This window comes from Halorarum halophilum, from assembly GCF_013401515.1.
GTDB lineage: Archaea > Halobacteriota > Halobacteria > Halobacteriales > Haloferacaceae > Halorarum > Halorarum halophilum.
The window spans coordinates 859,161-884,878 of the sequence record NZ_CP058529.1 but is presented as its reverse complement, the minus strand read 5'-3'; the positions used below and the strand labels follow the sequence as shown (position 1 = coordinate 884,878).

The window sequence follows — 25,718 nt, the reverse complement described above, 5'->3', positions numbered from 1 at the left end:
ACGACCGGGACAGGTCGGAGAGCTGACGCCGCTGATGGTCACGACAACGATGGGGAGTGCATACAGGCCGTTTCACTAGAGGGAGTGACCGGCCGTGTATCGGCGAGTTCCTCGGGGCGATTTCCCGATTCGTCCGGGACGGGTTCGCCATCCGCTAGCTGCATGATTCTCCCGGCGGCGTCCTCGCGAGTGCGCCGGTCCATCGGGACCCCGAACAGATCCAGCACGCGTCCCCGGCGTTCCGCGACCGAGGCGAGTACTCCCTCGGCGTACAGCCGCTCGACCGTCTCGATACGCAACCGATCGGTCGTGAGGCCGACGGCCGGCAATTCGCGGTCCGCGACGATGTCAGTGAGTTGGATCAGCGAACGACCCGTGTGGTGCCAGTCGGTGACGGAGCCGGAGTAGTCGGAGACGAGCACGTCTGCCGCGCGCATGCTCTCGTCGGGGGTACGGGACCGACTAGCAGCGCACGTGGGCTTCGGCTGGCATCGTTCTTCCCGATCGAGCTGTTGAGCAGACGATTCCGTCGAGTTCCAAGTGATCGGAACGTGTTCGACTAACTTCCGTTCGGGAAGACGCTCGCAGGTTTCGATACTGTGGGCGACCGAGGGGTAGGGGAGACGGACGCCGGTATCGGGAACGGGTTTACAAGCCGGGTGCCTAAGGTCGACGTATGGCCGAGAACACGACTGACGGGGGGTGGTTCGAAGGGTTACGCCCGGGCGACCTCGACGGTTCGCGTGACGCGATCGAATCAGGGTCCGCCGACTCCCCGGCGGATTGGCCCGAACGGGCGATCGAAGCGGGCTTCGTCGCCGACGAAGGTGAGTACTACGCACTCCTCCACGAAGCGACGGTGGCCGCCGCCGAGACCGCGGTCCGCGAACGGGAGCGAGCGGACGACCAGCAGCTGAAGCACGGTGTCCGGGCCATGGACGACGCCGACCGGACGGCGAACGAACTTGCCGAACGGCTCGCCGAGTGGGCCGGGAGCGTCTACGACGAGTCGGGTTCGGGCGTCGACTACGCCCGCGACGTCGCCGCGCGGGACCCAGAGGGCCCCGTCGAGGAGCGGGTCGTCTCGCTCGCGTCCACCATCGTCGACCTGTCGGACGAGGCGCGGGAGCTGGAGTCGTTCATCGAGGCACGGGCACCGATCGCGGCGCCGAACCTCGCCGCCCTGGCCGGCCCGGTGCTCGCGGCACGGCTCGTGTCGCTGGCCGGCGGGCTGGAGGCGCTGGCAAAGAAGCCGTCCGGGACGCTCCAGGTGCTCGGCGCGGAGGACGCGCTGTTCGCCCACCTCCGGGGACACGCCCCCTCGCCGAAGCACGGCGTCATCTACACCCACGAGTACGTCAACGGAACCAGGCCGGCGGACCGGGGGTCGGCCGCACGCGCGCTTGCGGGCAAGCTAACCATCGCGGCCAGAATCGACCACTATTCCGGAGATCGCCGTCCGGAACTCGAAGCCGAACTCGACGAGCGGATGCGGACCATTCGGGCGCGTGCCGGCGACGGGGAGGGTGACGATGAGTGACCTACCCGACGGAGTGACTCGCCGGGACGTCGAGGGCAGAGAGCGGCTTTGCACGCGCGGTCGGCCGGTATACGGGGAGCCGACTGACGGCGACTGGCGCGTCTGGGACGCCTCGCGGTCGAAGCTCGGCGCGATGCTGGAGCTGGGGATGGAGACAGGGTTGACCGGCGGCGAGTCGGTGCTGTATCTCGGCGCCGCGAACGGGACGACGGTGAGCCACGTCGCCGACTTCGCCGGCCCGACGTACGCCGTCGAGTTCGCGGCCCGGCCCGTCAGGGACCTGCTGGAGGCCGCCGAACCGCGCTCGAACCTCTTCCCGCTGCTGAAGGACGCGCGCAAGCCGGCGACGTACGCCCACGTCGTCGAGGCGAACCTCGACGTGGTGGTCCAGGACGTGGCGACGCGCGGTCAGGCGAGCGTGGCCAACCGGAACGCCCGGTTCCTCGCGGAGGACGGTCGGCTCCTGCTCGCGGTGAAGGCGCGGTCCGAGGACGTCGCCGAGCGCCCGGAGGAGGTGTTTGACGAGGTCCGCTCGGAACTGGAGGAGCGCTACGAGATCCTGGCGGAGTCGCGGCTGGACCGCTTCCATACCGACCATCTCGGTATCGTGGCGCGACCACGGTAGCCCGGGTCGACGGCTTCGAGGCGATCGTCGTGATCGTCCCGCCTCGAAACTGCGGATCCTTGCTCGGCCTCTCGGCTACGCGGACTACGGGTCCCGGCCCCGCAGTCGGAACCCCTCTACGTCCGTGCGCCCTGGTCCCGTTCCCCTATTTGAACCTTCGTTGTCCCGCGCCGCCCGTGCGCGGAAAGCGCACGACTCGAGCCGCTATCCCGAGATATATACTACCCCGCGCCCAACCCCGCTCCGATGGAGACTGGTTCGCGGGAGTCGTTCGCTCGGCTGGGGACCCTGGGGGTCGAGGAGGAGTTCTACGTCGTCGACGACGGGGGCCGACCGACTTCGGGCATCGACGACCTCGTGTACGGCGACGCCGAGCCCCCCGAACCGCTCGCCGGCCGCATCGACCACGAGCTGTTCAAGTTCACCGTCGAGACGCAGACGCCCCTCGTCGAGGACCCCGCGACAGTCGAACGGCACGTGACCGCCGTCCGCGACGCGCTCGTCGAGCACGCTGCCGATCACGGCTATCGCATCGCCGCCGCCGGGCTCCACCCGGCCGCGAAGTGGCGCGAACTCGACCACGCTGAGAAGCCCCGGTACCGGTCCCAGCTCGACCGAATCCAGTACCCGCAGCACCGGAACACGACCGCCGGGCTGCACGTCCACGTCGGCGTCGACGACGCGGACAAGGCCGTCTGGGTGTCGAACGAACTCCGCTGGTACCTCCCGCCGCTGCTCGCGCTCTCGGCCAACTCGCCGTTCTGGAACGGGTTCGACACCGGCCTGGCCTCGGCACGGGCGAAGATATTCGAGGGGCTGCCCAACACCGGCATGCCGACCCGGTTCGCCGACTTCGAGGCGTTCGAGCGGTTCGAACGGCGGATGGTGGAACACGGCTCGATCGACGACCGCGGCGAACTCTGGTACGACGTCCGACCGCACACCGACCACGGGACCGTCGAGGTGCGGACCCCCGACGGCCAGTCGGACCCGGCCGCGGTGTGTGCGTTCGTGGAGTTCGTCCACGCGCTGGTGGTCGACCTCGCGGAGCGATACGAGGACGAGTCGGCCCCGACCGACGAGGCGGTCGTGCCCGACGGCGACGGGCACGGTGGCCTCCGTCGGGAACTCCTCGACGAGAACAAGTGGCGGGCGATGCGGTACGGCCACGACGCGTCGTTCGTCGACCGGGACGGCGAGTCGACGGTGGACCTGCCGACCGTCGTGGACCGCGAGTGCGACCGCCTGGACGTGAACGGGCTCCGGGCGCTCGTCGACGGCGAGTCGGGGGCGCAACGACAGCGACGAATCCACGAGGCGGACGGACTCGACGAACTCTGCCAGTCGTTGCTCGTTTAGTCGTCGTTCGGGCGACGAGTTTTTGCGGGCGGAGTGTTGACCGGCTCACGCACTATGGCTTCCGACGACGGTCCCGACGAGCTCGGGGACGCGGGCAAACGGGCTGAGGGAACCCGGACGGACGGGGCGAGGGAGGAGCTCCGCGGGGCGAGGGAGCGACTCGAGGAGGGCGCGGGGGAGGTCGCCGAGAGCTTCGACCAGCGCGCAGTTGACCTGCTCTCCTGGCTCCTCGACACGGAGACGCGCGCCCGCATCTACGTCTTCCTCCGACAGAACCCCGGCTCCACCAGCCAGGAAGTCGCGGACGGGACCGGGCTCTACCCGAGCACCGTCCGCGAGGCGCTCGCCGAACTCCACGGGGACGAGACGGTGACGCGACGGAAGCGCGAGGCCGCCGGCGCCGGCAACAACCCGTACGAGTACGAGGCGATCGCCCCGTCGACGCTCGTCGAGGGCGTGGTCGAGGAGGTCCAGTCCGAACTGAACACGGTGTTCAACCTCGATCGACACCTCGGGAGGGACGAGAGCGACGAGACCGAACCCGTGACCATCTCCGTCGAGACGGTCGACGGGGACGACGCTTCGGGCGGGGAACCGGCGGACGACGCGGACGCCACCACGGACCCGGACGGGGCCGTGGACGAGGAAGACGAACCGTAACGCCCCACTTATGGTTCGCCGGAGTAACGCTGCCGTATGAACGTCGCGCTGGGCGGGACATTCGACCCCATCCACGACGGCCACCGCGTGCTGTTCGAGCGCGCGTTCGAACTCGGTGACGTGACGGTCGGGCTCACCTCCGACGAACTCGCCCCGAGGACCCGCCACGAGGACCGCTGGGTCCGCCCGTTCGACGAGCGCAAGCGCGACCTGGAGTCGGAACTCGAACCCCTGGCGGCCGACCACGACCGGTCGTTCGAGGTCCGCGAACTCACCCAACCGACCGGCATCGCAACCGAACCGGAGTTCGACGCGCTCATCGTCTCCCCGGAGACGCGGGCCGGGGGGGAACGCATCAACGAGATCCGTCAGGAACGCGGATTCGACTCGCTCCGGATCGAGGTGGTCGAGCACGTCCCAGCCGAGGACGGCGAACGCATCTCGTCCACGCGCATCGTGAAGGGCGAGATCGACGAGCACGGCAACCTCACCCCCGAACGGGAGGGGCGCGGGACCGCCCGCCCGGAGTAGCGTGGCGGCGGACGGCGCCTCGGCGTGGCTCGCACGTCGGTCGTCGGGAACCCTCCTGCTGCTCGCGGGCGGGACACTCGGGCTCGTCGGGTTCTCGCTGATCCGTGCGGGGGGAACCGACCCGGACAGCCTCCTCGCGTACGTCGGCGGGGCGCTGCTATTACTCGGTCAACTGGCGGCCATAGTTTGACTGGTCGCCCTCGCGTGGCGCGTCGTCCGGGACCGTCGCTGATCGTCGCCCTCCTCCCTCCGCGGGGCGGTCACCACGTCGGCGGCGAGAACCCCGCGTCCTCGAGGATGTCCTTCCAGTGTTGCTGGACGGAGAGCCGGGTCACCTCCATGGCGTCCGCGACGCGCGTCTGTGACCGTTCGTCCCCGGCGATGAGCGCCCCGGCGTAGAGCGCCGCCGCGGCCATCGCCGGTTTCGACCGCTCCGCTTCGGGGACGTGTGAGAGGAAGAGGTCCGTTGCGTTCGACCGCGCCTCGCCGGAGAGGTCGAGCGACTCCGCGGCCCTGCGGAGTCGCGCCAGCCACTCCTCGTTCTGCACCTCGTCGCTGGCCCGGTACATGGGCCGGGATACGACCCGACCGTACTTAACGGCTCGGCGCCCTCCGACAACTTCTTACGGCGATTCCCGGTACGTTCGTGCGAGCGCGGGTAGCCAAGCCAGGCCAACGGCGCAGCGCTTAGGACGCTGTCCCATAGGGGTCCGCCGGTTCGAATCCGGTCCCGCGCACTCCGCAACTCCGTTGCGTCGTGCAGTTTTCTTGGGGCGTCAGATAGAACGAAAGACCCCAATATGTCCGAAAACAGACCGAAAACGCTGGAACGCTGTCCCGTAATGGATGGAAGTGAAACAGAACCGAACAGGTCTATCAGAATCGTCCCCACGCCCAACGAAGAGCTACTGACCGAGAAGGAACAACTCGACTACTACGAGTACCGCAAGTCGTTCCTGACGTGGTTACTGAAATTTGGCAAGAACCCGGAGATGGCGAAAGGCTACTCTCCGTATACCGTCTACGCGACCGGCTACCGCTCCGCCGCGTTTGACCGATGGGTGTGGGACCACAATGGCGGATACAAAGCTCCCCCGACGGAGGAGGACGCGACGGTCTTCATGGACGAAGTGGCACTTAGTGACGACTCGGACTGTATGAAGGGCAAGAAGTTAGAAATGCTCCGTCGCTACTCGAAGTGGCTGTCAGAACAGCACGGGCAAGACCAGTGGGCGTTCCCCTGGAAGTTCAAGAGCGGCGGTGGAAACAACCAACCTCGCGATTTCCTGTCCGTCGATGAGCGACGTGCTATCCGTCAAGCTGCGCTTGGCCTCGACGGGAACCCCGCCTACGGTGTGGAGGACAAGGACGCGCTCGCTGTCACAGACGGGAGTTGGAAGTTTACCTCAATAGTGTGGACGTCCCTCGACGCGGCTCTACGGCCTGTGGAAGTGGGGCGGGCCAAGGTCGGATGGGTAGACCCTGATAACGGAGTCCTGCGAATCCCAATCGAGGAATCTAGCAAGAACGACGGCAACTGGACAGTCAGCGTTACCGACCGCACTGCAACAGCACTGAAGCGATGGCTTGAGGAGCGGGCAAGCCACCCTCGCTATGAGGATACGGACGCTTTGTGGCTAACCCGTCACGGGAACAGGTACGGTGCCAACGAACTTCGGCGGTTACTGCATGGATTGTGTGATAGGGCAGGAATCGACTATGAGCACCGGCAAATGTCGTGGTACACAATCCGGCATAGCGTAGGAACGTACATGACCAAGGAACGGGACTTAGCCGCGACGAAAGCCCAACTGCGTCACAAGTGTCCGAAGACGACGATGAAGTACGACCAAGTCCCGGTCGAAGACCGCCGGGACGCACTTGACCGCATGGGGTAACCATGAACGAACACAATCCACCTAAAATCGATGAGAACCGGCTGGCCGAACTCATGCAGGAGTACGCGAGCGCCAGCAACCGTGAACAGGAACGAGAGATTGAGAGTGAAGTTCTCAAAGAAACGGTGTGGCGAGTAGGTAAGGACGGGCGTCTGGACGGTTGGGCGACCTTCAGTCGGGACGAGTGGATGTGGCTCACCGAGAACGTCGAAGCGAAAAACATGGAGGCCGAAGCGAAACTTAGGAGGCCCTACCTCCAAGTCCTCTAATAGACGGTCAATACTGCCACGTTTCCTTTTCCGACTCAGGTCTGGCCGACTTCTACGAGAACGCCGGACCTTCCATAATGCCGTATTCTAATTTCCACTTGAAACCCCCAGGAACGGCGGTGACAGCCGTAGGATGTGACTGGCGAGCGAGTGAATATGAGCGGGGCTGTGCTATCGAAACACTATGACAAAGGGTCATCCGCTGACAAAGCCGAGCGACGCCGGGAACACATTAGAGACATTTAGTTTGTATCAGATTTGTCGTTTTTCGTTGTGATAATGGAGAGACGCTGAATATCGTCTTCCAGTAGCACAACGCTGTGTTCGCCATGATTGTCCATCTCGCCACTAGAGCGGTTAAGCCACGAAGGATTTTCAAGAACCAGTTGGCGCTCTTTTCCCACCCGGCTGTATTCGCTCAATATTCCGTTGACTAGTTCTCGGTCCGACGTAATTACACACACCTCATGAGCGTTTTCGAGTCCTCCCTCCCACGGTTGCCGATGGTGACGTGAATACGCGTTACGGGACCACAACCTTCGCCTGATTTGTTTTGGGACATCATATGTCAGTCCAACCGCGTAGACGACTCCGAGGGCAACGGAAGCCGTTAACAAGCCGAGAACCAAATCAGCTCGGAACTGTGGTGTGAAGAAGATAGTTCGTGTAGATGAGAGAGTGGAGACCGTACCTCCGGCCATCTGATAAATAGCAATGAATACTGTGTCTATTATCAAGCTAGAAACAAGACTGAAACCTAAGAGTTCAGTATCCGTAACCTCTTTCTCAACAACTCCTAAACTAATTGCAATTAGCGTAGCAATAAATCCCGGTGTGATTAGTAGAAGTGCGAGGAGTATGTATTCGGGCGAGAGCGTCGGCACCACGAAGAATCAGAAAACGGGATTCTATTCGTCTGAAGAACTGCTACCTTCTCCAGAACTGCCGTTCCCCTCGCTACTGCTACCACCGCTACCCTGCATATCGTGCGGGATGTGTCCGGTTGCCTCTTGACGAGACGGGCCGTCGCCACTGTTGGAACCACTTTTTCCTATACTACGGCTATTTGAACGACTGTTCTCCGTTGGCACTTCCTTGCTGAGTTCCCTACTCGACTCTGAGGAGGAGGATTCACTGCTTGAATCAGATGATTCGTCACTCATGGTTAGTAACTATCGACAAGGACAAAAGAAGGTATCGGAAACCTCTGCCAATCATCGACATTTGGTGGCCGCATGCCTTTGCAGAGAAAGGACAGCTCATAAGAAAAGCGGGACACCTCCAGCAACTAAATCCTTAGATTTCCTCCATTAGCTTGTCCTTCTTCCTCTCAAACTCTTTCTCAGTCACAACTCCTCTATCACGAAGGTCGGCAAGACGTTCCAATTTGTCCAATGCACTCTCTTCAGAGGATTCATCTCCCTCTGACCCAATTTCCTCCTTTCTCTGACGGATATAATCAACAACCTCGTCTGCAAGGCCAGGTGCGCTCCCTCCCGCGCTAATCTTGTAGGAGTGCCCAGCCGTTTGGATACGGATATGCGATAGGACTCGTCGTTGGACAGAAAGCCCAATAATATCTTCAAACAATACTGTGTACTGGCTTCTCTTTCCTGTAATGGAACTGGCCAGCATTATCACCTTTTTATCCGTTACAAGAAGTTGACTACTGTACCCCTCATCGTTATCATCGATATCTAAATCGAATCCGTTGAGGAAATAGACGAGTTTTTCTCCTTCGTCAAGCCAATCCAAGGGAGCCTTCCCCATCTTCTTCATCCGAAGCGTCTCTGGATTGACCTCATTTCGCATTTCGTTTGCCACTTTCTCTGCTTGCTCAACAGAATATTCTTGAGTATATGCTGCTTCTTCTACTGTCTTCTTTCCTTTCTCAAACTCCTCTTTCGCCTTTTCCCAAAAACCCATAAACCCCTAACCGACTTTTCAGAGTATGAATCTTTCTGCTGAAACTCTTCCTTTTTACTATCTCTCAAGAGCGAGCCTTCTCCATCAACAAGATATTGAAGAAGTGCTTTCGACCATCACGGACAATAGTCGGGAAGTCAAATCCTCCATACGACCGTATTTCAATTTCCACCTAAAACCGTCAGGAACGGCGGCGACAATCCTCATACTTCCGGCAGTTTAAATAGCCATTGGGCATTGGTCGTGGTGGGCTTCCGGCGGAACGCGAGCTGCTTCATTTCAAGAACTAGCCCATTGGAACAGCCACAAAATAGGTCTGCGAATCTATCGAGGGAGATTTGAATAAATTTGGTCCCAATAGCGATTTGTCAAGAACGGCAGGAGAACAAGAAGCATGGCAATGACCCCAATCACTTGGCTTGCCACATCTGCAGTCGCAATTAATGCACCAAGAAAAGCACCAAGTAGTGAATACTCAACTTGAAGTGCCGATTTTCGACGCTTCTCTCGCGATGATTCCTCCGGTGCTGAAAATGGTTCTCGGCCCATATGTGGGCAATGGTACTGATGGAAGCGTACAGTTCTTTCCCTGTACTTAGTGAACGCAGTGACAGGGACTCTCCCTAAAAACGATAGCCGCTGTGACCCATCCAACAGGAGCCCCGGTGACCCCCCGTACTGCGTTTCTTGTCTTCAACGTAGGAAGACTCTCGGTGGTTCACGGAAGCCCGTGGTGAGTTCGTCCGGACCTCTGAGGGCCATCGTAGGGGGGTAGACGTTGGTCACAATGACGGCCAGCTGATGACCGTGGAGGGTGTGCAATGAGCGTGACACCCTATCAGTGGGACACCAATGGGCGTACCTGTAGAGGCCCTGCTCATCTCATCACTGTCCATATTTCCCGGACAACGTCAAGAACGCCGCAGTACACGGAGTGTACCGGTCATTATTTGCCGGTCAATAGAAACCGGTCACACTTGTCAGGATATGGTCAATAGGGATACTAATACTGAATACAGGTCCATTGTCGTCAACGAGAACGGTGAAATACAGAACTTGTATCAAACGACTGTGTTCAAGTGGGACACCCTTCAGACACAGACCGGTCGTAGATAACCGGTCATCGTCAAGAACGGCCGCGACTCCATCTCCGTGAACAGGTACAACATGACCGGTCCAGGGGTTGGAAGGGAAGGAACGCTCGGTGGCCCGCTCCCACCCCTGCGGGGCGGGTCGGTGGGCGGCGGCGTTCTTGCGGATTTCAAGACCTTGTCTCTCACCTACTTCCTCTCACTTGTAGGAATAGAGTTTGGTATATACAGGGGGTCGGTCATTTATATACTCATACTTCTGCATGGAGGACTTGATTCACCGCCTCATTTCGAACAAAGTCTGGTTCATACATCGGCTTGAAGTCCGGTACCCTGTCTCGAACCCTTTCTAAGCACGAAATGACGGTTGGAGTGTCTAACGGCAGTTCTTCCAAGAACTCCATGAATAGGATATGCCGGTCGTTCGTAGCATCATAGGCTCGCCTAATCGACCCGTCGTAAGCCTGCCGTGAGGGGAAATCCTTCTTCCCCGGATAGTAGACGTACCGCTCGTCACGGTCGCCGTTCTCCTTCGTCTGCTGGTTCTCGTTGTGTACCAGCACGCAGATACAGAACGGGACGACGAGCCACTTTGATTGCTCACCGTATTTCTCTGACGGGAAAGCCCGCATATCGATATGCTGGTCGTAGAGCCTACAGACTCGGCGCTTTTGGTGTTCAGTCATTTCTAACGTGTCGGAAATCGCATGACACCAGTACCAATCGTCGCAACGCCGGAGCCACGTATTATCATGCCAGGCCAGATTGTGCGTACCGGCGTTGTACCTCTGAAACCGGTGGTCTCTTTTCTCAACTTCGCGGCGACGACTTGATGGTAGTCCCCTCTGCCACGCTTGATAGTCGTGGTCGTTCACGTCGAGAAACGTCGTGTTCCGGGTGAAGGGGGCAAATGTCCAATGATACTCATTTACGTCTCCTTCAAGCATTGAGGCAGTGTGAGTAGCAAAATGTTCCTCGTCAGTTCTAATCTCTTCTGCGGCATTGTTACTGTACATCATAGGTCACCAAAGGGATATGGCGATGGCAGGAACCTACGCATCCACCAACTTGAGAGCGAAAAACACCGCTCTCTTATTCCCTCAATAGCATATACGTGGGAGACGGCATAATATTAGCGTGACACTTGTAGTAGCACGGCTTAATGGTGGTCTGGAAAATCACCAAAATTGTCGCACCGACTAACGATTATTCGCGGTCACAGAGATAGTCTGGTGTTGCAACCGTCCTCCCTGTCGCCGTCGTTCTTGCCACTTCACACTCCATTTGGTAGGTAGATGTAGACCACAGCCGCCGCTCCGACAGTTTTCTTGTGAAGGTCTCCCCGTTCGGTCAATTCCTCCAGTTTGTTATACGCCGACGGACGCGAGCAGTCCAATGCCTCGGCTACCTCGGTGGCGGTGAGGACTGGCACAACGGCGTTCTTGAAGACGTCAAGGACGCTATTCAGTGTTATTTGCTCAGTGTAGCGCCCGCCCTCATCCCGCTTTCTACCCATGTGTCTGCGTGGGAGCGGCTTCGCTATAACACCATTGACTGCGGAGTTAAAGGAGAACGCTTAATACCACTAACTCCGGAGTTACTGGTAGAGAAGTCGGGTTCCTCGGGACGTGTGAAAGTGTCCGGGCGTTGGAGCGCCCGAACGTGGCTTCTCACAGGACTGGAAGCCAATGGCAACTACAAGCCGAATCGGAGAAAAGCGTACCGCTGTTGACCACCTATCGTTTGACGCCCGCACAGCGAAGCGTGTCGCTTGGGAGTCGTGGGAGTTCACCGTGGTCGGTCCGTACCAAGTCCGAGTAACGAACGCGAGCTACGGTTTCAAGAAGGACAAGCACGCTTACGTCGTCGGCGTTGAGGACCGTGAGGGTATCGTAGTGCCCGCCGAGTGTGAGTGCCCGGCAGACGTACACCGGGACCCCGACTGCAAACACAAAGTAGCACTTGCTTCCGTAGGTGGCCCAACTGTTCTCAACGCGGCGGTCATTTTCGAGAACCCCGCCCCCGCCACCGACGACAGACCGGCGGTTAAGACCGGGACGGACCTACTGGCGGTGGACGGCGGCGTTCTCGCGGATGCCAAGCTCGACGACAACGAGGAGTGTAAGGAGTGCGCGGAACTTTCAGACCTTCCCTGCTTCGACTGCTACTGTGACCAGCGGGAGGCTCGTTAACCATGCCTGTCCCCCGGAAGGTCAAAGAGTCCTGTCCCCGGTGCGGTGACTCCAGCGACGTGGTGATGTTCGCGAAGGCGGAAGGGACCATCACCAAGGAGTGCTACACCTGCAAGTCCTGCGGGTGCGAGTGGACCGAAGTGAAGTAGCCGACTGAAAGATACTTTCCTCCCCCCTTCGTTCTCGTCGTTGTCCAATGCCGCAGTTCATGGAGGGCGACCGTGTTCGGATAGACATCCCCGACGAGACGGACCCCGACCACGACGCCTACCATGGGGTCCACGGGACAGTCATTAATGTCGTTGAGGACGACGCCGATACGCTGACCGGTGATGCCCGCGAGTCCATAATTTACCGTGTCGAACTTGAAGCGGGTGGTGAGGTAGACTTTCGTTGGAGGGATTTGCGACCCCGGTGAGATTGTCTGGTGGTTTTAACTTCTGTCTGACCTAGGGTACCCTCAATGAAGGAGGCGGCTGCCAAGGACTATATTCGTGACCAGTACTTGGGGATAACTCCCACGCAGTTTGAGCAGTTATCCAAGCTTGTCCTTGAGCGGTCAGAGCGAACACGGGAGCTTGAGTTAACGCCGTTTCGCCAAGATGGGGGTATAGACGTACACGCTGTAATTGAGCGTGACCTCTTTTGGGCGAGGTTGGGTGTTCAGGTCAAGCAGTATCAAGAAAGCTCGAATATTGGCCTGTCGGGGATTCAGCGGTTCAAAGGTGCCCTGTTCGACGTTGACTATCAAATTGGTACGTACATTACTTCTTCAGGGTATACTGACTCCGCGATTGAGAGCGCCGAACAAAGCTACCTCCGCCTGATTGACGGCGAGCGGTTGGCTGAAATTATGCTCAATAGTGAAATTGGGGTAGAATATGTCGATTCTTCTACCTACCATGAGGATATTGAGTTTTGGGAGGCGTTCGAGAAACCGGAAGAAGAAGGCATTATCCCAACCAGCGAGGTTCCCCAAGCCGACCATCTCCATATTATTCGGACAACTCTTGAAGCAGTTGACAGAGGCTATACTATCGTCCCTGAAATCAAGTCGTACTTGGACACCAACGCTGAAAGTTCATATGTCGAACGGCAGGGCTTGTACTACCCCGACGCCGCATGGATGTTGGGTCTACTGCATAAAGGGTTTCAGAAGAAGGTAAACGGTCAAAAGAAGCGAGAGTTCGGCCTCACTCGACGTGGAGAGGAGTACCTTGAGTTAGTCGAGGTTGGACAAGACGAAGCTGCGAAAGAGGTTCTTTGCGAGGCCATTAGAGGGGTCGAAATGATAGAACGGATTACTGCCGAAATACGGGAAGAAGGGGTCATTACTCACACCGAATTAAAGGAAATCATAGATAGGGAGTCTGCCGTTACAGGGACGACGATAACAAGGAGAGCGACTACCTGTGGAAAGTGGATAGACTACCTTCCAGAGTATCAAAAACGAACTACGGGAGGCCCACAGAGATACGAATATGTGGGTGACGGCTTAGGTAACTGGTCGTGATTTAATAAGAAGAAAGCGACTCCTTTCGTTTCTGCTCGGGGACCGACGTGAGAATAATCTCGTCTGCCCCGGTGCGGTTTTCGCCGTCGCTGTTGATACTCCGCCTTGCCTCTAAGGGGACCACAAAGAGGTCTTCATTTTCAATATACTCCTGATAGCGGTCTTCTTTCTTGTAAAGCCTCTCCGCAGCACCGGAATTGGACATAGCTACCTCCACTCCTTGTTCGTGAAGGTCCAATACGAGGTGGAGCAGTTCTATTTGGTCGTCTACGTCGAACGTGTCGCTGAAGTATTCTGCAAAGTTCTCTCCGGACCCCTTCTGGTATGGAGGGTCAAAGTACACTAAGTCTTCAGCTTCGGCTTCGTGGCCGATATACCGATAATCTTTGTTCATAATGTCTATCCCTTGGAGAGCATCGTGAGCCTCCTGAAGCTGGTCGGGGTGAACGATGTCGGGATTGCTGTAAGACCCAATCGGCACGTTAAATTCCCCACTCTGGTTCTCTCGGTACAGTCCGTTGAAGCAGGTTCTGTTCAGGTAGAGAAGAAGTGCGGCCTCCTTTACGCGCTCGTCGTACCTCATTTGGCCTCGCTGATTACGGAGGCGATTGAACTCGTCTCTGCACTCGTAGTAGAACTCCTCAGAGTGGTTTTCCTCTAATTCTTTGGCCTCCTCGACCATATCTCGCCAATCTTCACTCTGGAGGATTGAGTAGAAATTCATTAATCGCGGGTTAATATCATTTATACTCCCGTTGCCAGGTTCTAAATCGAAAAAGAGGGCACCTCCTCCGAAGAACGGCTCATGGTATGCGTCGTAATCTTGCGATATACACGCGCGGAGCTTGTGGAGGATTTGCCGTTTCCCTCCAGCCCATTTCAAGACCGGCTTCGCCATCTATGGTAACAGAACAAGATTGAGGCGGTGATAGGCCTTACGTTGAGTAACGCCGTTCACCTTCCCCCTCCGTCAGGGCGGGCGTTCTCGCCGGAGTCCGGTGCATTGTCAAGCCGTGAAGGAAGGAATACCGACCTCCCCATTACGAGAAGGAGCGAATCATCGGGTTAAACGTCGGTGATTAAATGACTCTACAATGAACTACTCTCCCCGTTCTACGGGAATAACGTCTAACACTGTCCCGTGAAAGCTTATATACTATCGAGGGTGTACTACTTAAACAGACGCGCCAAGAGAGCCTGAAAGGGGCAGAGATGGCCGCTAAACCGTGCTTTCGGCACGGTTGTGCTTAGGACGCTGTCCCATAGGGGTCCGCCGGTTCGAATCCGGTCCCGCGCAGTGAGCGAGTTTTCGAGCGAAGTGAGAAACCGACCGAACGGGTGAGTCGTGTGGACGCGTTCCGGACTGGATACAAATCCGTCCCAACCGAGATGCAGACGAGTACGACGTGTTCGACGACGGTCCAGCGCCAAACGACTTACCGTCGGTCCCAGTCATACTGAACTATGTTCACCGAGGTCGCGCAGAACCTGTTCGTCCTCTCGGAGCCGCTCTCGTTCTACGGGTTCCAGATCGGCCGGAAGATGATCGTCGTCCGCCTCCCGAACGGAGACCTCTTCGTGAACTCCCCCGCGGAGTTGACGGCGGAGCGGATCGAGGCGCTGAACGACCTCGGGACGGTCAGATACGTGACGCCGTCGAGCAAACTGCACGGCCACCTCTACATGGAGGACTATGCACGGACCTTCCCGGAGGTCGAACTGTTCGCCGCGCCCGACCTGGATCGTCGGCGGACCGACCTCGCCTTCGACGGCCTACTCGGCAGTAGTCCGGACCCGCGGTGGGCGGACGTCCTCGATCAGACGGCGTTCCTCGGCCACCGATGGCTCACGGAGATCGAGTTCTTCCACGTTCCGAGTGGGACGTTGATCCTGGGCGACGTCTGTTACAACCTCGGCCCCGAAGTCCCGCTGAAGACCCAACTGTTCGCTCGACTCCTCGGCATGTACGGCGACGTCTCCGTACCGCTGGACCTCCGGTACACGATGAAGAACGAGGCGGCTGGACGCCGGTCAGTAGAACGAATCCTCGACTGGGACTTCGAGCGCGTGATCGTCGGCCACGGACGGATCGTCGAACGCGACGCGAAACGTCGAGTTCGGGATGCGTTCGAGTGGCTCGTCTAACCGGGACCGGCTGGTCGAGACGGACCAGCACTCGGACTCACTGTCCGTGTGAGTGCTGTGTAGACCACGGCTTCATGCGGACGCGACGCCGTTACCTCTGGGAAACCGTATCTCCACCTCGAATCGGTTCGAGGCGGAGCTGAAGACGAGTAGATAATTCGCACTCGAAGTGACGTTCATCCATCCTGTCCGACGCGGAACTGATTTGTGTTCTGCCTCGGAAGCGAAGCCATGAACGATCGGCCGGCGCCGATGCGAGCCTACGTCGAACTGTTCGACGCCTCGCCGAACCCAGCCCTCCTCGCCGGCCCCGACTTCCGCATCGTCGACGCCAACCAGGCCTGCGTCGAGTTCACGGGCTACTCACGGGAGGAACTCCGCGGGAAACTGCCCGAGGTCCTGTTCACGAACCCGGAGCCCTTCGAGGAGGCGATCTCGGCGTTCGCCGCGGGGGAGACGTGGCGCGGCACCTTCGAACTGGAGGCGCGGGACGGGCGATTCAAGTACGGCCAGGGGATCGGCGCGCCGATCCAGGACGGCGAGGAGATCGTAGGCTACTTCGGCATCTTCGTCGACGCGACGCGACTGCGCCGGTACGAGCAGACGCTGAACATCTTCTCGCGGGTGTTCAGGCACAACCTCCGGAACGACGCATCCGTCGTGCTGGGCTACCTGGAACTGCTCCGCGAACACGTTGACAGCCCCGAGGCGCTCTCGGCGGCCACGTACGTCGAGCACCGCGTGCGGACGCTGCTCGACCGGGCGGAGACCGCACGCCGACTCGAGTCCGTCCTCGACGCGGGCGGGGAGGACCTCGGGCCGGTCGCGCTCGACGAGGTGATTCCGGACGCCGTCGAACGTACGGCCGAGCAGTTCCCGGAGGCGACGTTCAGAACCGATCCGATCCCGTCCGTGGCCGTCGCGGCGGACGACGCGATTCCGGAGGTCCTGTCGGCCGTGCTGGAGAACGCCGTCGTCCACAACGACGTCGATCGGCCCGTAGTCGAGGTGTCCGTGGAGACGGACCTCGGGAGTGATCAGGTGCTCGTCACCGTCGCCGACAACGGACCGGGTATCGACGCGGACGAGGTGCCGGCGGCGCTCGGCGACCGTGAGGCGAGCCAGCTCGAACACGGCGCGGGTCTCGACCTGTTCTTCGTCTCCTGCGTGATGAACGAGTACAGCGGTCGCCTCGACATCCGAGACAACCACCCTCGGGGAGCGGTGGTGGAGCTCCGGTTCCGCCGCGTCGACCGGCCCTGACGGCCCTCCATGCGGGCGTCCAGTATCGTCTGCCCGGCGTATGACAGGGTCGCAAGGACTTTGACGGCGCCGCGGGACCGTACAGGAAATGTCCCGTTCCACCGACCTCCTGTCCGACCTGGTGGCGGACGTCGACGGGGTCTTCCTCTTCTCGCCAAGCGGGTCGATGTACGGTGAGTTCGCCGACGCCGGCGAGGAACCCGTCGTCATCGCGGACGAGAACGACCACGACGCCGAGCGGTTCGTCGAGTTGCCACTCACGTTCGACAACGTTCGGGACCGCATCCGGTTCGGGGTCGAGGGCTCGATGGATCAGGGGTTCGCGGAGGACGGGGACGTCGTGGCCTGCGCGGTCGGCGTCCTCGACGACTCCATCGACAGTGTCATCCGCACGCCCGTCTCCGAGTCGATGCACTCGGGCATCTACGACCTGTTCGCGAACTCGCGGGCCGACCCGAACGTCATCCGGGACGTGTTCGACGTCGCCATCGAACTCGGGAAGAAGGGCCAAAAGGGGAAGCCGGTCGGGGCGCTGTTCGTCGTCGGCGACGCGGGCAAGGTAATGAACAAGTCCCGGCCGCTGTCGTACAACCCGTTCGAGAAGTCCCACGTTCACGTCGGCGACCCGATCGTGAACGTGATGCTCAAGGAGTTCTCCCGGCTCGACGGCGCGTTCATCATTAGCGACGCGGGGAAGATCGTCTCGGCGTACCGCTACCTCGAACCCGCGGCGGAGGGCGTCGACATCCCGAAGGGGCTCGGCGCGCGCCACATGGCCGCCGGCGCGATCACCCGTGACACGAACAGCATCGCCATCGTGCTCTCGGAGTCCGACGGCCTCGTCCGCGCGTTCAAGGGTGGGACGCTCATCCTCGAACTCGACCCGGAGGAGTACTGAGCCATGTCGGTCGCTGACGTAACGATCTCGCTCGCACAGGTGACACCCTCCGGGATCCCCCCGGAGTCGCCGGGTCGCCTCGGACGCGTCTTCAACTCGATCCCGCCGCGTATGTGGCTGGCGATCGGGGTCCTCCTGCTCGGGGCGTTGCTGAGCTACGTCGTCATCGCGGTGAACCGTCGCATCCTCGAGGGCGCCGGCGTCCCGGAGACGATCGAGGGGACCGCGTTCGAGCGCACCGCGCGCGAGTTCGGCACCTCGACGGTGGCGATCATCGCCCGCCTCTCCGGCTACTTCATCTTCATCCTCTCGGTGCTCGTCGCGCTGACGGTCGCGGACGTGACCTTCATCTCGGAGTTCTGGAACCGCGTCGCCGTCTTCCTCCCGAAGGTGTTCATCGCGATCCTGGTGCTCATCATCGGCATCGTAATCGGCGACAAGGCCGAACTGTTCGTGGAGGAGCGACTCCGCGGCGTGAAGCTCCCACAGGTGAGCGTCCTCCCGCTCGGCGCGAAGTACAGCGTGTTCTACATCGCGGCGCTCGTCGCGCTCGGGCAGGTCAACGTCGCGACCAACGCGCTCATCGTCCTGCTCGGCGCCTACACGCTCGCCGTGGTGCTGTTCGCCGCGCTCGCCTTCCGCGACCTGCTCGCCTCCGGCGCCGCCGGCATGTTCCTCCTCCTCAACCAGCCATATGGCATCGGCGACCGCGTGCGTATCGGCGACACGGAGGGCATCGTCCAGGAGGTGGACATCTTCGTCACCCACGTCGAGACCGACGACGAGGAGTACGTCGTCCCGAACCGGCAGGCGCTCACCGAGGGCGTCGTCCGCGTCAGGCAGTAGGATCTGATCCGGGATCCGTGTCGGCGACCGACGCGTCACTCCCGTTCGACGGGTTCGGCGGGGACGCCAGCGACCGTCTCCCCGGGCGGCACGTCGTCGGCGACGAGCGAGTTCGCGGCGACCTGTGCGTCCGCGCCGATGTGGACGCCCGGCAGCACCGTCACCTTCGCGCCGAGCATCGCCCGGTCGCCGACGACCACGTCGCCGACGCGGTACTCGTCCTGCAGGAACTCGTGACACAGGAGCACCGAGTCGTAGCCGACGATGGCGTCCTCGCCGACCGTCACGCGCTCGGGCCAGAAGACGTCCGGCGTCGCCTCCAGTCCCCACGAGACCCCGGCGCCGACGTCCGCGCCGAGCCGCCGGAGCAGCCAGTTCTTCAGCCGGAGGCTGGGGGAGACGCGGATCAGCCACACGACGAGGTAGTTCCGGGCGACGACGAGGGGTGACCTCGCGTCGGTCCAGAACTGGAGCGAGTTGCGCCCGCCCGGGGTGGCGTGTCGCTCCATCCGATCATACCGCGCCGGTCGGTCGTCGTCCGTTCCGACGCCGTCGGTCGCGCCCCCATCGTCCGTCACGGCACCCTCTCCGGGCGGCTTCGACATGAAACCACCCGTCGTCGGTTCCGTCCGCCGGGATCGGGCACCAGTTCGGTCGGGGCCAGGTCGTGTCCGGCAGGTTTCAGATATGATACTCGCGGCCGAACGCTTACCAGCGGCGTCCGAGACGTGTCGCCGATGCCAGACAGACAACTCCAGGCCCGGATGCTGGTCTCCGGCGCGATCCTGTTCGGGTTCTACGTCCTGCTCGCTAAGTTCGTACTCGTCCCGATGTTCGGAATCGGAGTCGCGGTCGCGGGGAGCGGGCTCCTCGTCGTCGGCCAGTACGTGCTCGGAACGAAGCTCGCGCTCTGGCGGGTCGACGCCGAGGAGCTCTCCAGGGAGGAGTACCCCGAGGTGTACGACCGCTTCGAGCGGCTCTGTGCCGAGCGGGACCTCCCGCAGCCGGACCTGCTCGTCGGCCGGATGGGGACGCCGAACGCGTTCGCCGTCGGTCGCCGGGGCGCGGGCGTCGTCGTCGTCAGCGAACTTATGCTCGAACTGCTCGATCCGGACGAACTGGAAGCGGTGCTCGCACACGAACTCGCCCACATCGACAACCGCGACGTCGTGATGCTCCTGCTCGGGCAGACGGTCGCGACGCTCGTCGGACTGGCCGTGTTCTTCGTCGTGGACCTGCTCGCCGACGAGATCCCGGGCGGGTTCGTCATCGCCTGGATCGTCTCGATGCTCGCCCAGCTGCTCGTGATGGTGTTCGTCTTCTCCATCTCGCGCTACCGGGAGTTCGTCGCCGACAGGGAGGCCGCGGACGCGACCGATCCGGCGGCGATGGCGTCGGCGCTCGCCACCATCGAGGCGGTCGGGACCCACGAACAGGCAGCCAACGTCGACGACTCGGTCGCCGCCCTGTGCATCTTCGGCGGCAGACGCGGCCTCCTCGCCGCGCTGTTCTCGACGCATCCGTCGACCGAGAAGCGGATCGTGAAACTGGACGCGATGACGGACTGAGTCCGGTTCGAGTCCGTTCCGCTCTTACTCGCCGCGCAGTTCGGCCATGTGGTCCACGCGTCGCTGGACGAGGTCGGCCGTTCCGATGTCGTGGCGCACGTGGAACCCCTCGTCTACGCCTTCCAGGGCAGCCTCCGCTTGCTCCTCCGCGGCCGCGATGGAGTCGCCCCGGCCGACGACCGCAAACGAGCGGGAGGTGGTCGTGTACAGGCCGTCGTCCCGCTCGTCGACGCTGGCGTAGAACAGCAGCGCGCCTTCGTCGTCCTCGTTCACGTCAACCGAGATTCGAGCGCCCGCCTCCGGGTCGGTGGGGTAGCCCGCCGGGACGGCGTACTTGCAGACGGTCGCCTCGCCCGAGAACGAGAGCTCCGGGAGCGCGTCGCCGTCGCGGGCGGCCGTCAGCACGTCGAGGAACGGCGTCGTCAGCACGGGAAGCGTGTTCATCGCCTCGGGGTCGCCGAAGCGCGCGTTGAACTCCACGACCCTCGGCCCGTCCGCGCCGAGCATGAACTGGCCGTAGAGCACGCCCTTGTAGTCCGGGAGGGCCTCGACGACCGCCTCGAGCACCGCGACCGCGTCGTCGTAGTCCGCGTCGATCATGAACGGGAGCGTCCGGCCGGTGTCGGAGTAGCTCCCCATCCCGCCGGTGTTCGGACCCTCGTCGCCCTCGTAGGCCCGTTTGTGGTCCTGGATCGCCGGCGTGACGCGGAACTCCCCGTTCGCGACGAACGCCTGGACGGTGAACTCCTCGCCGACGAGCCGCTCCTCGACGACCCACTCGTCGTGGTCGGCCCCGCGGACGTAGGCGGCCGCCTCCTCGTGGGTCACCTGGTCGCCGGTGACGCGGACGCCCTTCCCCCCCGTGAGCCCGGCGGGCTTCACCGCCACGTCGTCGTCGACTGATTCGACGTACTCCGCGGCGGCGTCGGCGTCCTCGAACGTCTCGAAGTCGGGACAGCCCGGGATGGACTCCTCGCGCATGAACCGCCGCTGGTAGGCTTTGTCCGTCTCCAGCCGCGCCTCGGCCGCCCGCGGGCCGAAGGTGTAGACGCCCGCGTCGTCCAGTTCGTCGGCCACGCCGGCCTCGAGGGCCGCCTCCGGGCCGACGACGGCCAGGTCGGCGCCGATCTCCTCCGCGTACGTCAGGATGGCGTCGGCGTCGCGCTCCTCCGCCGACCTGAAGCCGTCGGCGAGGGCGGCGATTCCGGGGTTGCGGTTGCTCGCACAGGCGTACAGGTCGCAGTCGTCCGCCAGCGCGCGGGCGATGGCGTGTTCCCTGCCGCCGCCGCCGACGAGGAGCACCGTCTCTGTCATGGTCCCAGCGGGTACGCACAGAAGTGTAAACCTTGCTCTCCGAGGGGGACTCGATGGGCACGAGCGTGCATACGGAGGGCGAACGAACGGCGGACAAGTCGGACGACCGCCCACCTTTTCCGGCGCGCGCCCGACGGTCCGAGTATGAGCGATCCGACGGCGCGAAACCGGCTGGACGAGGAGGCCAGCCCCTACCTGCGCCAGCACGCGGACAACCCGGTCAACTGGCAGCCGTGGGACGGGGACGCGCTCGAAGCGGCCCGCGAGCGCGACGTGCCGATCTTCCTCTCGGTCGGCTACTCCGCGTGCCACTGGTGTCACGTGATGGAGGAGGAGTCGTTCGAGGACGAGGCCGTCGCGGAGGTGTTGAACGAGTCGTTCGTGCCCGTGAAGGTCGACCGGGAGGAGCGCCCTGACCTCGATCGGGTGTACCAGACCGTCTGTCAGCTGGTGAGCGGTCGCGGCGGCTGGCCGCTCTCCGTCTGGCTCACGCCGGAGGGCGAGCCGTTCTACGTCGGGACGTACTTCCCCCGCGACGGCCGGCAGGGGATGCCGGGGTTCATCGACGTCTGCCGGAACGTCGCCGACTCGTGGGCCGATCCGGAGCAGCGGTCCGAGATGGAGAACCGGGCGGACCAGTGGACCGCGGCCGTGACCGACGAACTCGAGGAGCCCGAGTCGTCCGGCGAGTCCGACGACCTCGACCGGCCGGACGATACCGGGGACGAGGTGGAAGTGGAGCGGTTCCTCGACGAGGCGACGACCGCGGCCATCCGGAGCGCCGACCCCGAGTACGGAGGCTTTGGCCGCGGCGGTCCGAAGTTCCCCCAGCCCGAGCGCGTCGACCTCCTCATGCGGGCGCACGCCGAATCCGGGCGGGACGAACCCTTCGACGTCGCGATCGGCACTCTCGAGGCGATGGCGAACGGCGGCCTGTACGACCACGTCGGCGGCGGGTTCCACCGCTACTGCACCGACCGGGAGTGGGTCGTCCCCCACTTCGAGAAGATGCTGTACGACAACGCCGAACTGACGCGAGTGTACCTCGACGCGTACCGGCTGACCGGGCGATCGCGGTACGGCGTCGTCGCCCAGGAGACCCTCGGGTTCGTCGACCGCGAACTCTCGCACCCCGATGGCGGCTTCTACGCCACCCTCGACGCCGACTCCGGCGAGGGCGAGGGGGAGTTCTACGTCTGGACGCCCGATAGGGTCCGGGAGGCGGTCGAGGACGACCTGACGGCCGACCTGCTGTGTGACCGCTTCGGCGTGACCGACGCGGGGAACTTCGAGGGCGGGAGGACGGTCCTGACGATCTCGGCCGGGATCGACGAACTCGCGGAGGAGTACGACCTCGACGTGACGGAGGTGCGTCGCCGACTCACCGACGGCCGACTCGCGCTGTTCGACGTGCGCGAGGAACGCGAGCGGCCGCCGAGGGACGAGAAGGTACTCGCGGGCTGGAACGGTTTGATGATCTCCGCGTTCGCCACGGGCGGCCGCGCGCTCGGCGAGGAACTCGCCGACAGCGCCGTCGACGCGCTCGCGTTCGTCCGCGAGCACCTCTGGGACGGCGAGCGGCTCTCCCGGCGGTTCATCCAGGAGGACGTGAAGGGCGAGGGCTACCTGGAGGACTACGCCTTCCTCGCCCGCGGCGCGTTCGACACCTACCAGGTGACTGGCGACGTGGCGCACCTCGCGTTCGCGCTCGACCTCGCGCGAGTCATCCGCCAGGCGTTCTACGACGCCGACGCGGGCACCATCTACGCGACGCCGGCGGACGGCGAGGAACTCGTGGCCCGGCCCCAGGAGCCGAAGGACCAGTCGACCCCGTCCAGCCTCGGCGTGGCGACGTCGCTCCTGCTCGACCTCCACCAGTTCGCGCCCGACGAGGGGTTCGAGGACGTCGCGACGGACGTGCTCGCGACGTACGATTCACGGATCCGTGCAAGCCCGCTCGAACACACTACGCTCGCGATGGCGGCGGCGAAGCGAGCGCGCGGGCCCATCGAAGTCACCCTCGCAGCGGACGACCTGCCGGAGGAGTGGCGCGAGACGCTCGCGGGCCGTTATCTGCCCGGCGCGATCGTCGCGCCGCGCCCCGCCGCCGACGGCGAACTCTCGGACTGGCTCGACGAACTGGGGCTAGCGGAGGCGCCGCCGGTGTGGGCAAACCGCGATGTGCGCGACGGCGAGCCGACGGCGTACGTCTGCGAGAACTTCACCTGTTCCCCGCCGAACCACGACCTGCGTGCGGCGCTGGAGTGGTCGAGCGAGCGAGGGACCTGACCCCGTCTCGGATCGGCGGTTCCCGGCGACGTTCGGGCGGCGGCCATCGAGGATCTGTTCCGCCGTGTGGGCCACTCACATCGTCGGACGGTGGTCACTTCGTGATGTTTAAGTAGGGCTCACGTGTTCCTCCGAACGGAGACACTGTAGGGGCAGTCGGGTCCCGAGTCCCGGGCGCGGTCGCTCGCAGGGCGACGATACTGAACGCAGGTGTTGCGGTAGCCAAGCCTGGCCCAAGGCGCTGGGTTGCTAACTCAGTGGCGCAAGCCTCCGGGGTTCGAATCCCCGCCGCAACGCTGTCCAGCCACCAAAAGACATGAGTGCAGAAGAACCAGAGGACGCGCCAGACGGCGAGGAGGACGACGAGGACCTCCAGTACTTCGTCCGGATCGGCCAGACCGACCTGGACGGGACGAAGACCGTCGAGCGCAGCCTCACGGAGATGAAGGGTATCGGCCAGCGGACGGCGCGACTCGTCGCCGAGACGGCGGACGTGGACCGAACAGCCACGTTCGGCCGTCTCGACGACGAGTCGATCGACGCCGTCGTCGACGTCGTCGAACACCTCGAGGACCACGTCCCGTCGTGGATGGTCAACCGGCAGAAGGACTTCTTCACCGGCGAGACCACCCACCGGACGGGCGGGGACCTCCAGGAGAAGCGACGTCACGACATCAACCGCATGAAGATGATCGACTCCTACAAGGGGACCCGGCACAAGCGCGGGCAGAAGGTCCGCGGTCAGCGGACGAAGTCCACGGGGCGGACCGAGGGCACCATCGGCGTCAACGTCGAGGAGATCCGCGAGGAGGCCGCCGAGGAGGCCGCCGCCGCCGAGGAGGAGGGTGACGAGCTCTAATGACGACAGGTAAGTCCACCAAGCGCTACGAGACGCCGAACCACCCCTACCAGGGTGAGCGCATCGCCCAGGAGTCCGATCTGCTCGGACGCTACGGGCTGAAGAACAAGGAGGAACTCTGGCGCGCGCAGTCGGAACTGCGCGACTACCGCCGCGAGGCGCGACGCCTCATCGGCGACGCGCAGGGGGACATCGAGGTCGCCGGGGAGGCCGGCGAGGACTTCGTCACCCGCCTGCGCCGCTACGGCATCCTCGGCGAGAGCGACGAGATCACCGAGGTGCTGTCGCTGGAGGTCACCGACGTGCTCGAGCGTCGCCTCCAGACGGTCGCCTACCGGAAGGGCGTCGGCAACACGCCGAACCAGGCGCGCCAGTTCATCGTCCACGGCCACGTGGTCGTCGGCGACGCGCGCGTCACGCGCCCCTCCTACCAGGTTCCGACCGACGAGGAGGACCTCGTCTCCTTCGACGAGACGAGCCCCCTCGCCGACGACCTCCACCCCGAACGCGCGGAGGGTCAGTAAATGAGTGACGCAGAGAACACGCCACAGGGCGAGGGCAAGTGGGCCATCGCCAACGTATTCGCATCGTTCAACAACACGCTCATCACCGTCACGGACGCCACGGGCGCAGAGACGCTCGTGAAGTCCTCCGGCGGCGCCGTCGTGAAGCAGAACCGCGACGAGGCGTCGCCGTACGCGGCGATGCAGATGGCCGAGGGGGTCGCGGAGGACCTCCTCGCGCAGGGCATCGAGGGCGTGCACGTCCGTGTGCGCGGACCCGGCGGGAACGCGCAGAAGTCCCCCGGGCCGGGCGCGCAGGCGACCATCCGGGCGCTCGCGCGCGCCGGGCTGGAGATCGGCCGCATCGAGGACGTGACTCCCATCCCGCACGACGGCACGCGGGCACCGAAGAAGAACCGGCTGTAACCC

General features: G+C 62.6%; 30 protein-coding genes and 2 tRNA genes. 23 read left to right on the top strand and 9 right to left on the bottom strand.

Going from position 1 to position 25,718, the window contains the following annotated elements; all coding sequences use genetic code 11:
- Positions 1-38: 38 nt before the first annotated feature.
- A complete protein-coding gene (locus tag HUG10_RS04675; protein ID WP_179168452.1) occupies positions 39-437 on the bottom strand; it encodes a hypothetical protein in 399 nt (132 codons plus the stop codon).
- A gap of 239 nt (positions 438-676) precedes the next feature.
- On the opposite strand from HUG10_RS04675, the gene HUG10_RS04670 reads away from it, so the two are divergent.
- The 6 genes from HUG10_RS04670 to HUG10_RS04645 all read left to right on the top strand — a co-directional run bounded on the left by HUG10_RS04670 (position 677) and on the right by HUG10_RS04645 (position 4,905).
- Entirely contained in the window at positions 677-1,540 is an 864-nt protein-coding gene (locus tag HUG10_RS04670; protein ID WP_179168451.1) for an NOP5/NOP56 family protein, read from the top strand.
- Positions 1,533-2,165 carry a fibrillarin-like rRNA/tRNA 2'-O-methyltransferase gene (locus HUG10_RS04665; RefSeq protein WP_179168450.1) on the top strand — a complete coding sequence of 211 codons (633 nt, stop codon included), beginning with the start codon at positions 1,533-1,535 and terminating at the stop codon, positions 2,163-2,165. Before HUG10_RS04670 ends, HUG10_RS04665 begins: the two co-directional genes overlap by 8 nt.
- Before the next feature lie 246 nt (positions 2,166-2,411).
- A complete protein-coding gene (locus tag HUG10_RS04660; protein ID WP_179168449.1) occupies positions 2,412-3,524 on the top strand; it encodes a glutamate--cysteine ligase in 1,113 nt (370 codons plus the stop codon).
- A 54-nt stretch (positions 3,525-3,578) separates the two neighbouring features.
- Positions 3,579-4,184, top strand: coding sequence for a winged helix-turn-helix domain-containing protein (locus tag HUG10_RS04655; RefSeq protein ID WP_179168448.1), 606 nt, complete (start codon positions 3,579-3,581; stop codon positions 4,182-4,184).
- Positions 4,185-4,220: 36 nt separating this feature from the next.
- On the top strand, positions 4,221-4,715 hold the full coding sequence (locus HUG10_RS04650; protein ID WP_179168447.1) for a phosphopantetheine adenylyltransferase: 495 nt from the start codon (positions 4,221-4,223) through the stop codon (positions 4,713-4,715).
- A 1-nt stretch (position 4,716) separates the two neighbouring features.
- Positions 4,717-4,905, top strand: coding sequence for a hypothetical protein (locus tag HUG10_RS04645; RefSeq protein WP_179168446.1), 189 nt, complete (start codon positions 4,717-4,719; stop codon positions 4,903-4,905).
- 70 nt (positions 4,906-4,975) lie between these two features.
- Here the strand turns inward: HUG10_RS04645 and HUG10_RS04640 are convergent, their stop codons facing one another.
- Positions 4,976-5,284 (bottom strand): transcription initiation factor IIB family protein, encoded by a 309-nt coding sequence (locus tag HUG10_RS04640; protein ID WP_179168445.1) that lies wholly within the window; start codon positions 5,282-5,284, stop codon positions 4,976-4,978.
- An 83-nt stretch (positions 5,285-5,367) separates the two neighbouring features.
- On the opposite strand from HUG10_RS04640, the gene HUG10_RS04635 reads away from it, so the two are divergent.
- The 3 genes from HUG10_RS04635 (at position 5,368) to HUG10_RS04625 (ending at position 6,882) form a co-directional block, all read left to right on the top strand.
- Positions 5,368-5,452, top strand: a tRNA-Leu gene (locus tag HUG10_RS04635).
- Between the two features lie 105 nt (positions 5,453-5,557).
- On the top strand, positions 5,558-6,613 hold the full coding sequence (locus HUG10_RS04630) for a tyrosine-type recombinase/integrase (protein ID WP_218780644.1): 1,056 nt from the start codon (positions 5,558-5,560) through the stop codon (positions 6,611-6,613).
- A gap of 2 nt (positions 6,614-6,615) precedes the next feature.
- On the top strand, positions 6,616-6,882 hold the full coding sequence (locus HUG10_RS04625; protein ID WP_179168443.1) for a hypothetical protein: 267 nt from the start codon (positions 6,616-6,618) through the stop codon (positions 6,880-6,882).
- Between the two features lie 242 nt (positions 6,883-7,124).
- On the opposite strand, the gene HUG10_RS22145 is transcribed toward HUG10_RS04625, so the two are convergent.
- From HUG10_RS22145 to HUG10_RS04610, 4 genes are all read right to left on the bottom strand, one after another.
- Positions 7,125-7,766: a DUF6338 family protein gene (locus HUG10_RS22145; RefSeq protein WP_394354983.1), complete on the bottom strand. Its 642-nt coding sequence runs from the start codon at positions 7,764-7,766 to the stop codon at positions 7,125-7,127.
- A gap of 412 nt (positions 7,767-8,178) precedes the next feature.
- On the bottom strand, positions 8,179-8,808 hold the full coding sequence (locus tag HUG10_RS04620) for an SHOCT domain-containing protein (RefSeq protein WP_179170994.1): 630 nt from the start codon (positions 8,806-8,808) through the stop codon (positions 8,179-8,181).
- A 1,342-nt stretch (positions 8,809-10,150) separates the two neighbouring features.
- Entirely contained in the window at positions 10,151-10,918 is a 768-nt protein-coding gene (locus tag HUG10_RS04615) for a hypothetical protein (protein WP_179168442.1), read from the bottom strand.
- Between the two features lie 254 nt (positions 10,919-11,172).
- Positions 11,173-11,415: a helix-turn-helix transcriptional regulator gene (locus HUG10_RS04610; protein ID WP_179168441.1), complete on the bottom strand. Its 243-nt coding sequence runs from the start codon at positions 11,413-11,415 to the stop codon at positions 11,173-11,175.
- Between the two features lie 172 nt (positions 11,416-11,587).
- Between HUG10_RS04610 and HUG10_RS04605 the strand changes: the two genes are divergently transcribed.
- From HUG10_RS04605 to HUG10_RS04590, 4 genes are read left to right on the top strand one after another with little or no spacing between them, the layout of a single operon-like run.
- Positions 11,588-12,091 (top strand): SWIM zinc finger family protein, encoded by a 504-nt coding sequence (locus HUG10_RS04605; protein WP_179168440.1) that lies wholly within the window; start codon positions 11,588-11,590, stop codon positions 12,089-12,091.
- Positions 12,092-12,093: 2 nt separating this feature from the next.
- Positions 12,094-12,240, top strand: a complete 147-nt coding sequence (locus tag HUG10_RS04600; RefSeq protein ID WP_179168439.1) for a hypothetical protein — start codon at positions 12,094-12,096, stop codon at positions 12,238-12,240.
- Positions 12,241-12,287: 47 nt separating this feature from the next.
- On the top strand, positions 12,288-12,509 hold the full coding sequence (locus tag HUG10_RS04595) for a hypothetical protein (protein WP_179168438.1): 222 nt from the start codon (positions 12,288-12,290) through the stop codon (positions 12,507-12,509).
- Positions 12,510-12,554: 45 nt separating this feature from the next.
- Positions 12,555-13,604: a restriction endonuclease gene (locus HUG10_RS04590; RefSeq protein WP_179168437.1), complete on the top strand. Its 1,050-nt coding sequence runs from the start codon at positions 12,555-12,557 to the stop codon at positions 13,602-13,604.
- Between the two features lies 1 nt (position 13,605).
- Here HUG10_RS04590 and HUG10_RS04585 read toward each other — a convergent pair whose 3' ends face one another.
- The gene (locus HUG10_RS04585) at positions 13,606-14,502 is read right to left on the bottom strand and encodes a DNA adenine methylase (protein WP_179168436.1); all 897 of its coding nucleotides are present in this window, start codon (positions 14,500-14,502) and stop codon (positions 13,606-13,608) included.
- 566 nt (positions 14,503-15,068) lie between these two features.
- Between HUG10_RS04585 and HUG10_RS04580 the strand changes: the two genes are divergently transcribed.
- The 4 genes from HUG10_RS04580 to HUG10_RS04565 all read left to right on the top strand — a co-directional run bounded on the left by HUG10_RS04580 (position 15,069) and on the right by HUG10_RS04565 (position 18,756).
- Positions 15,069-15,749, top strand: a complete 681-nt coding sequence (locus HUG10_RS04580; protein WP_179168435.1) for a DUF4336 domain-containing protein — start codon at positions 15,069-15,071, stop codon at positions 15,747-15,749.
- A gap of 231 nt (positions 15,750-15,980) precedes the next feature.
- On the top strand, positions 15,981-17,012 hold the full coding sequence (locus HUG10_RS04575) for a PAS domain S-box protein (RefSeq protein ID WP_179168434.1): 1,032 nt from the start codon (positions 15,981-15,983) through the stop codon (positions 17,010-17,012).
- 88 nt (positions 17,013-17,100) lie between these two features.
- On the top strand, positions 17,101-17,910 hold the full coding sequence (dacZ, locus tag HUG10_RS04570; RefSeq protein WP_179168433.1) for a diadenylate cyclase DacZ: 810 nt from the start codon (positions 17,101-17,103) through the stop codon (positions 17,908-17,910).
- Positions 17,911-18,021: 111 nt separating this feature from the next.
- Positions 18,022-18,756, top strand: a complete 735-nt coding sequence (locus tag HUG10_RS04565; protein ID WP_246310246.1) for a mechanosensitive ion channel domain-containing protein — start codon at positions 18,022-18,024, stop codon at positions 18,754-18,756.
- 35 nt (positions 18,757-18,791) lie between these two features.
- On the opposite strand, the gene HUG10_RS04560 is transcribed toward HUG10_RS04565, so the two are convergent.
- Positions 18,792-19,265 carry an acyltransferase gene (locus HUG10_RS04560; protein ID WP_246310245.1) on the bottom strand — a complete coding sequence of 158 codons (474 nt, stop codon included), beginning with the start codon at positions 19,263-19,265 and terminating at the stop codon, positions 18,792-18,794.
- A 228-nt stretch (positions 19,266-19,493) separates the two neighbouring features.
- On the opposite strand from HUG10_RS04560, the gene HUG10_RS04555 reads away from it, so the two are divergent.
- The gene (locus HUG10_RS04555) at positions 19,494-20,324 is read left to right on the top strand and encodes a M48 family metalloprotease (protein WP_179168430.1); all 831 of its coding nucleotides are present in this window, start codon (positions 19,494-19,496) and stop codon (positions 20,322-20,324) included.
- Between the two features lie 24 nt (positions 20,325-20,348).
- Here HUG10_RS04555 and purD read toward each other — a convergent pair whose 3' ends face one another.
- Positions 20,349-21,638: a phosphoribosylamine--glycine ligase gene (gene purD / locus HUG10_RS04550; protein ID WP_179168429.1), complete on the bottom strand. Its 1,290-nt coding sequence runs from the start codon at positions 21,636-21,638 to the stop codon at positions 20,349-20,351.
- Between the two features lie 144 nt (positions 21,639-21,782).
- Between purD and HUG10_RS04545 the strand changes: the two genes are divergently transcribed.
- The 5 genes from HUG10_RS04545 to HUG10_RS04525 all read left to right on the top strand — a co-directional run bounded on the left by HUG10_RS04545 (position 21,783) and on the right by HUG10_RS04525 (position 25,715).
- Positions 21,783-23,927, top strand: a complete 2,145-nt coding sequence (locus HUG10_RS04545) for a thioredoxin domain-containing protein (protein ID WP_179168428.1) — start codon at positions 21,783-21,785, stop codon at positions 23,925-23,927.
- Between the two features lie 212 nt (positions 23,928-24,139).
- Positions 24,140-24,223: transfer RNA gene (locus tag HUG10_RS04540), tRNA-Ser, on the top strand.
- 20 nt (positions 24,224-24,243) lie between these two features.
- Positions 24,244-24,786, top strand: coding sequence for a 30S ribosomal protein S13 (locus HUG10_RS04535; protein ID WP_179168427.1), 543 nt, complete (start codon positions 24,244-24,246; stop codon positions 24,784-24,786).
- Entirely contained in the window at positions 24,786-25,310 is a 525-nt protein-coding gene (locus HUG10_RS04530) for a 30S ribosomal protein S4 (protein WP_179168426.1), read from the top strand. The genes HUG10_RS04535 and HUG10_RS04530 overlap by 1 nt, the downstream gene beginning before the upstream one ends.
- A complete protein-coding gene (locus HUG10_RS04525; RefSeq protein ID WP_179168425.1) occupies positions 25,311-25,715 on the top strand; it encodes a 30S ribosomal protein S11 in 405 nt (134 codons plus the stop codon). It begins immediately after the preceding gene.
- Positions 25,716-25,718: the final 3 nt, after the last annotated feature.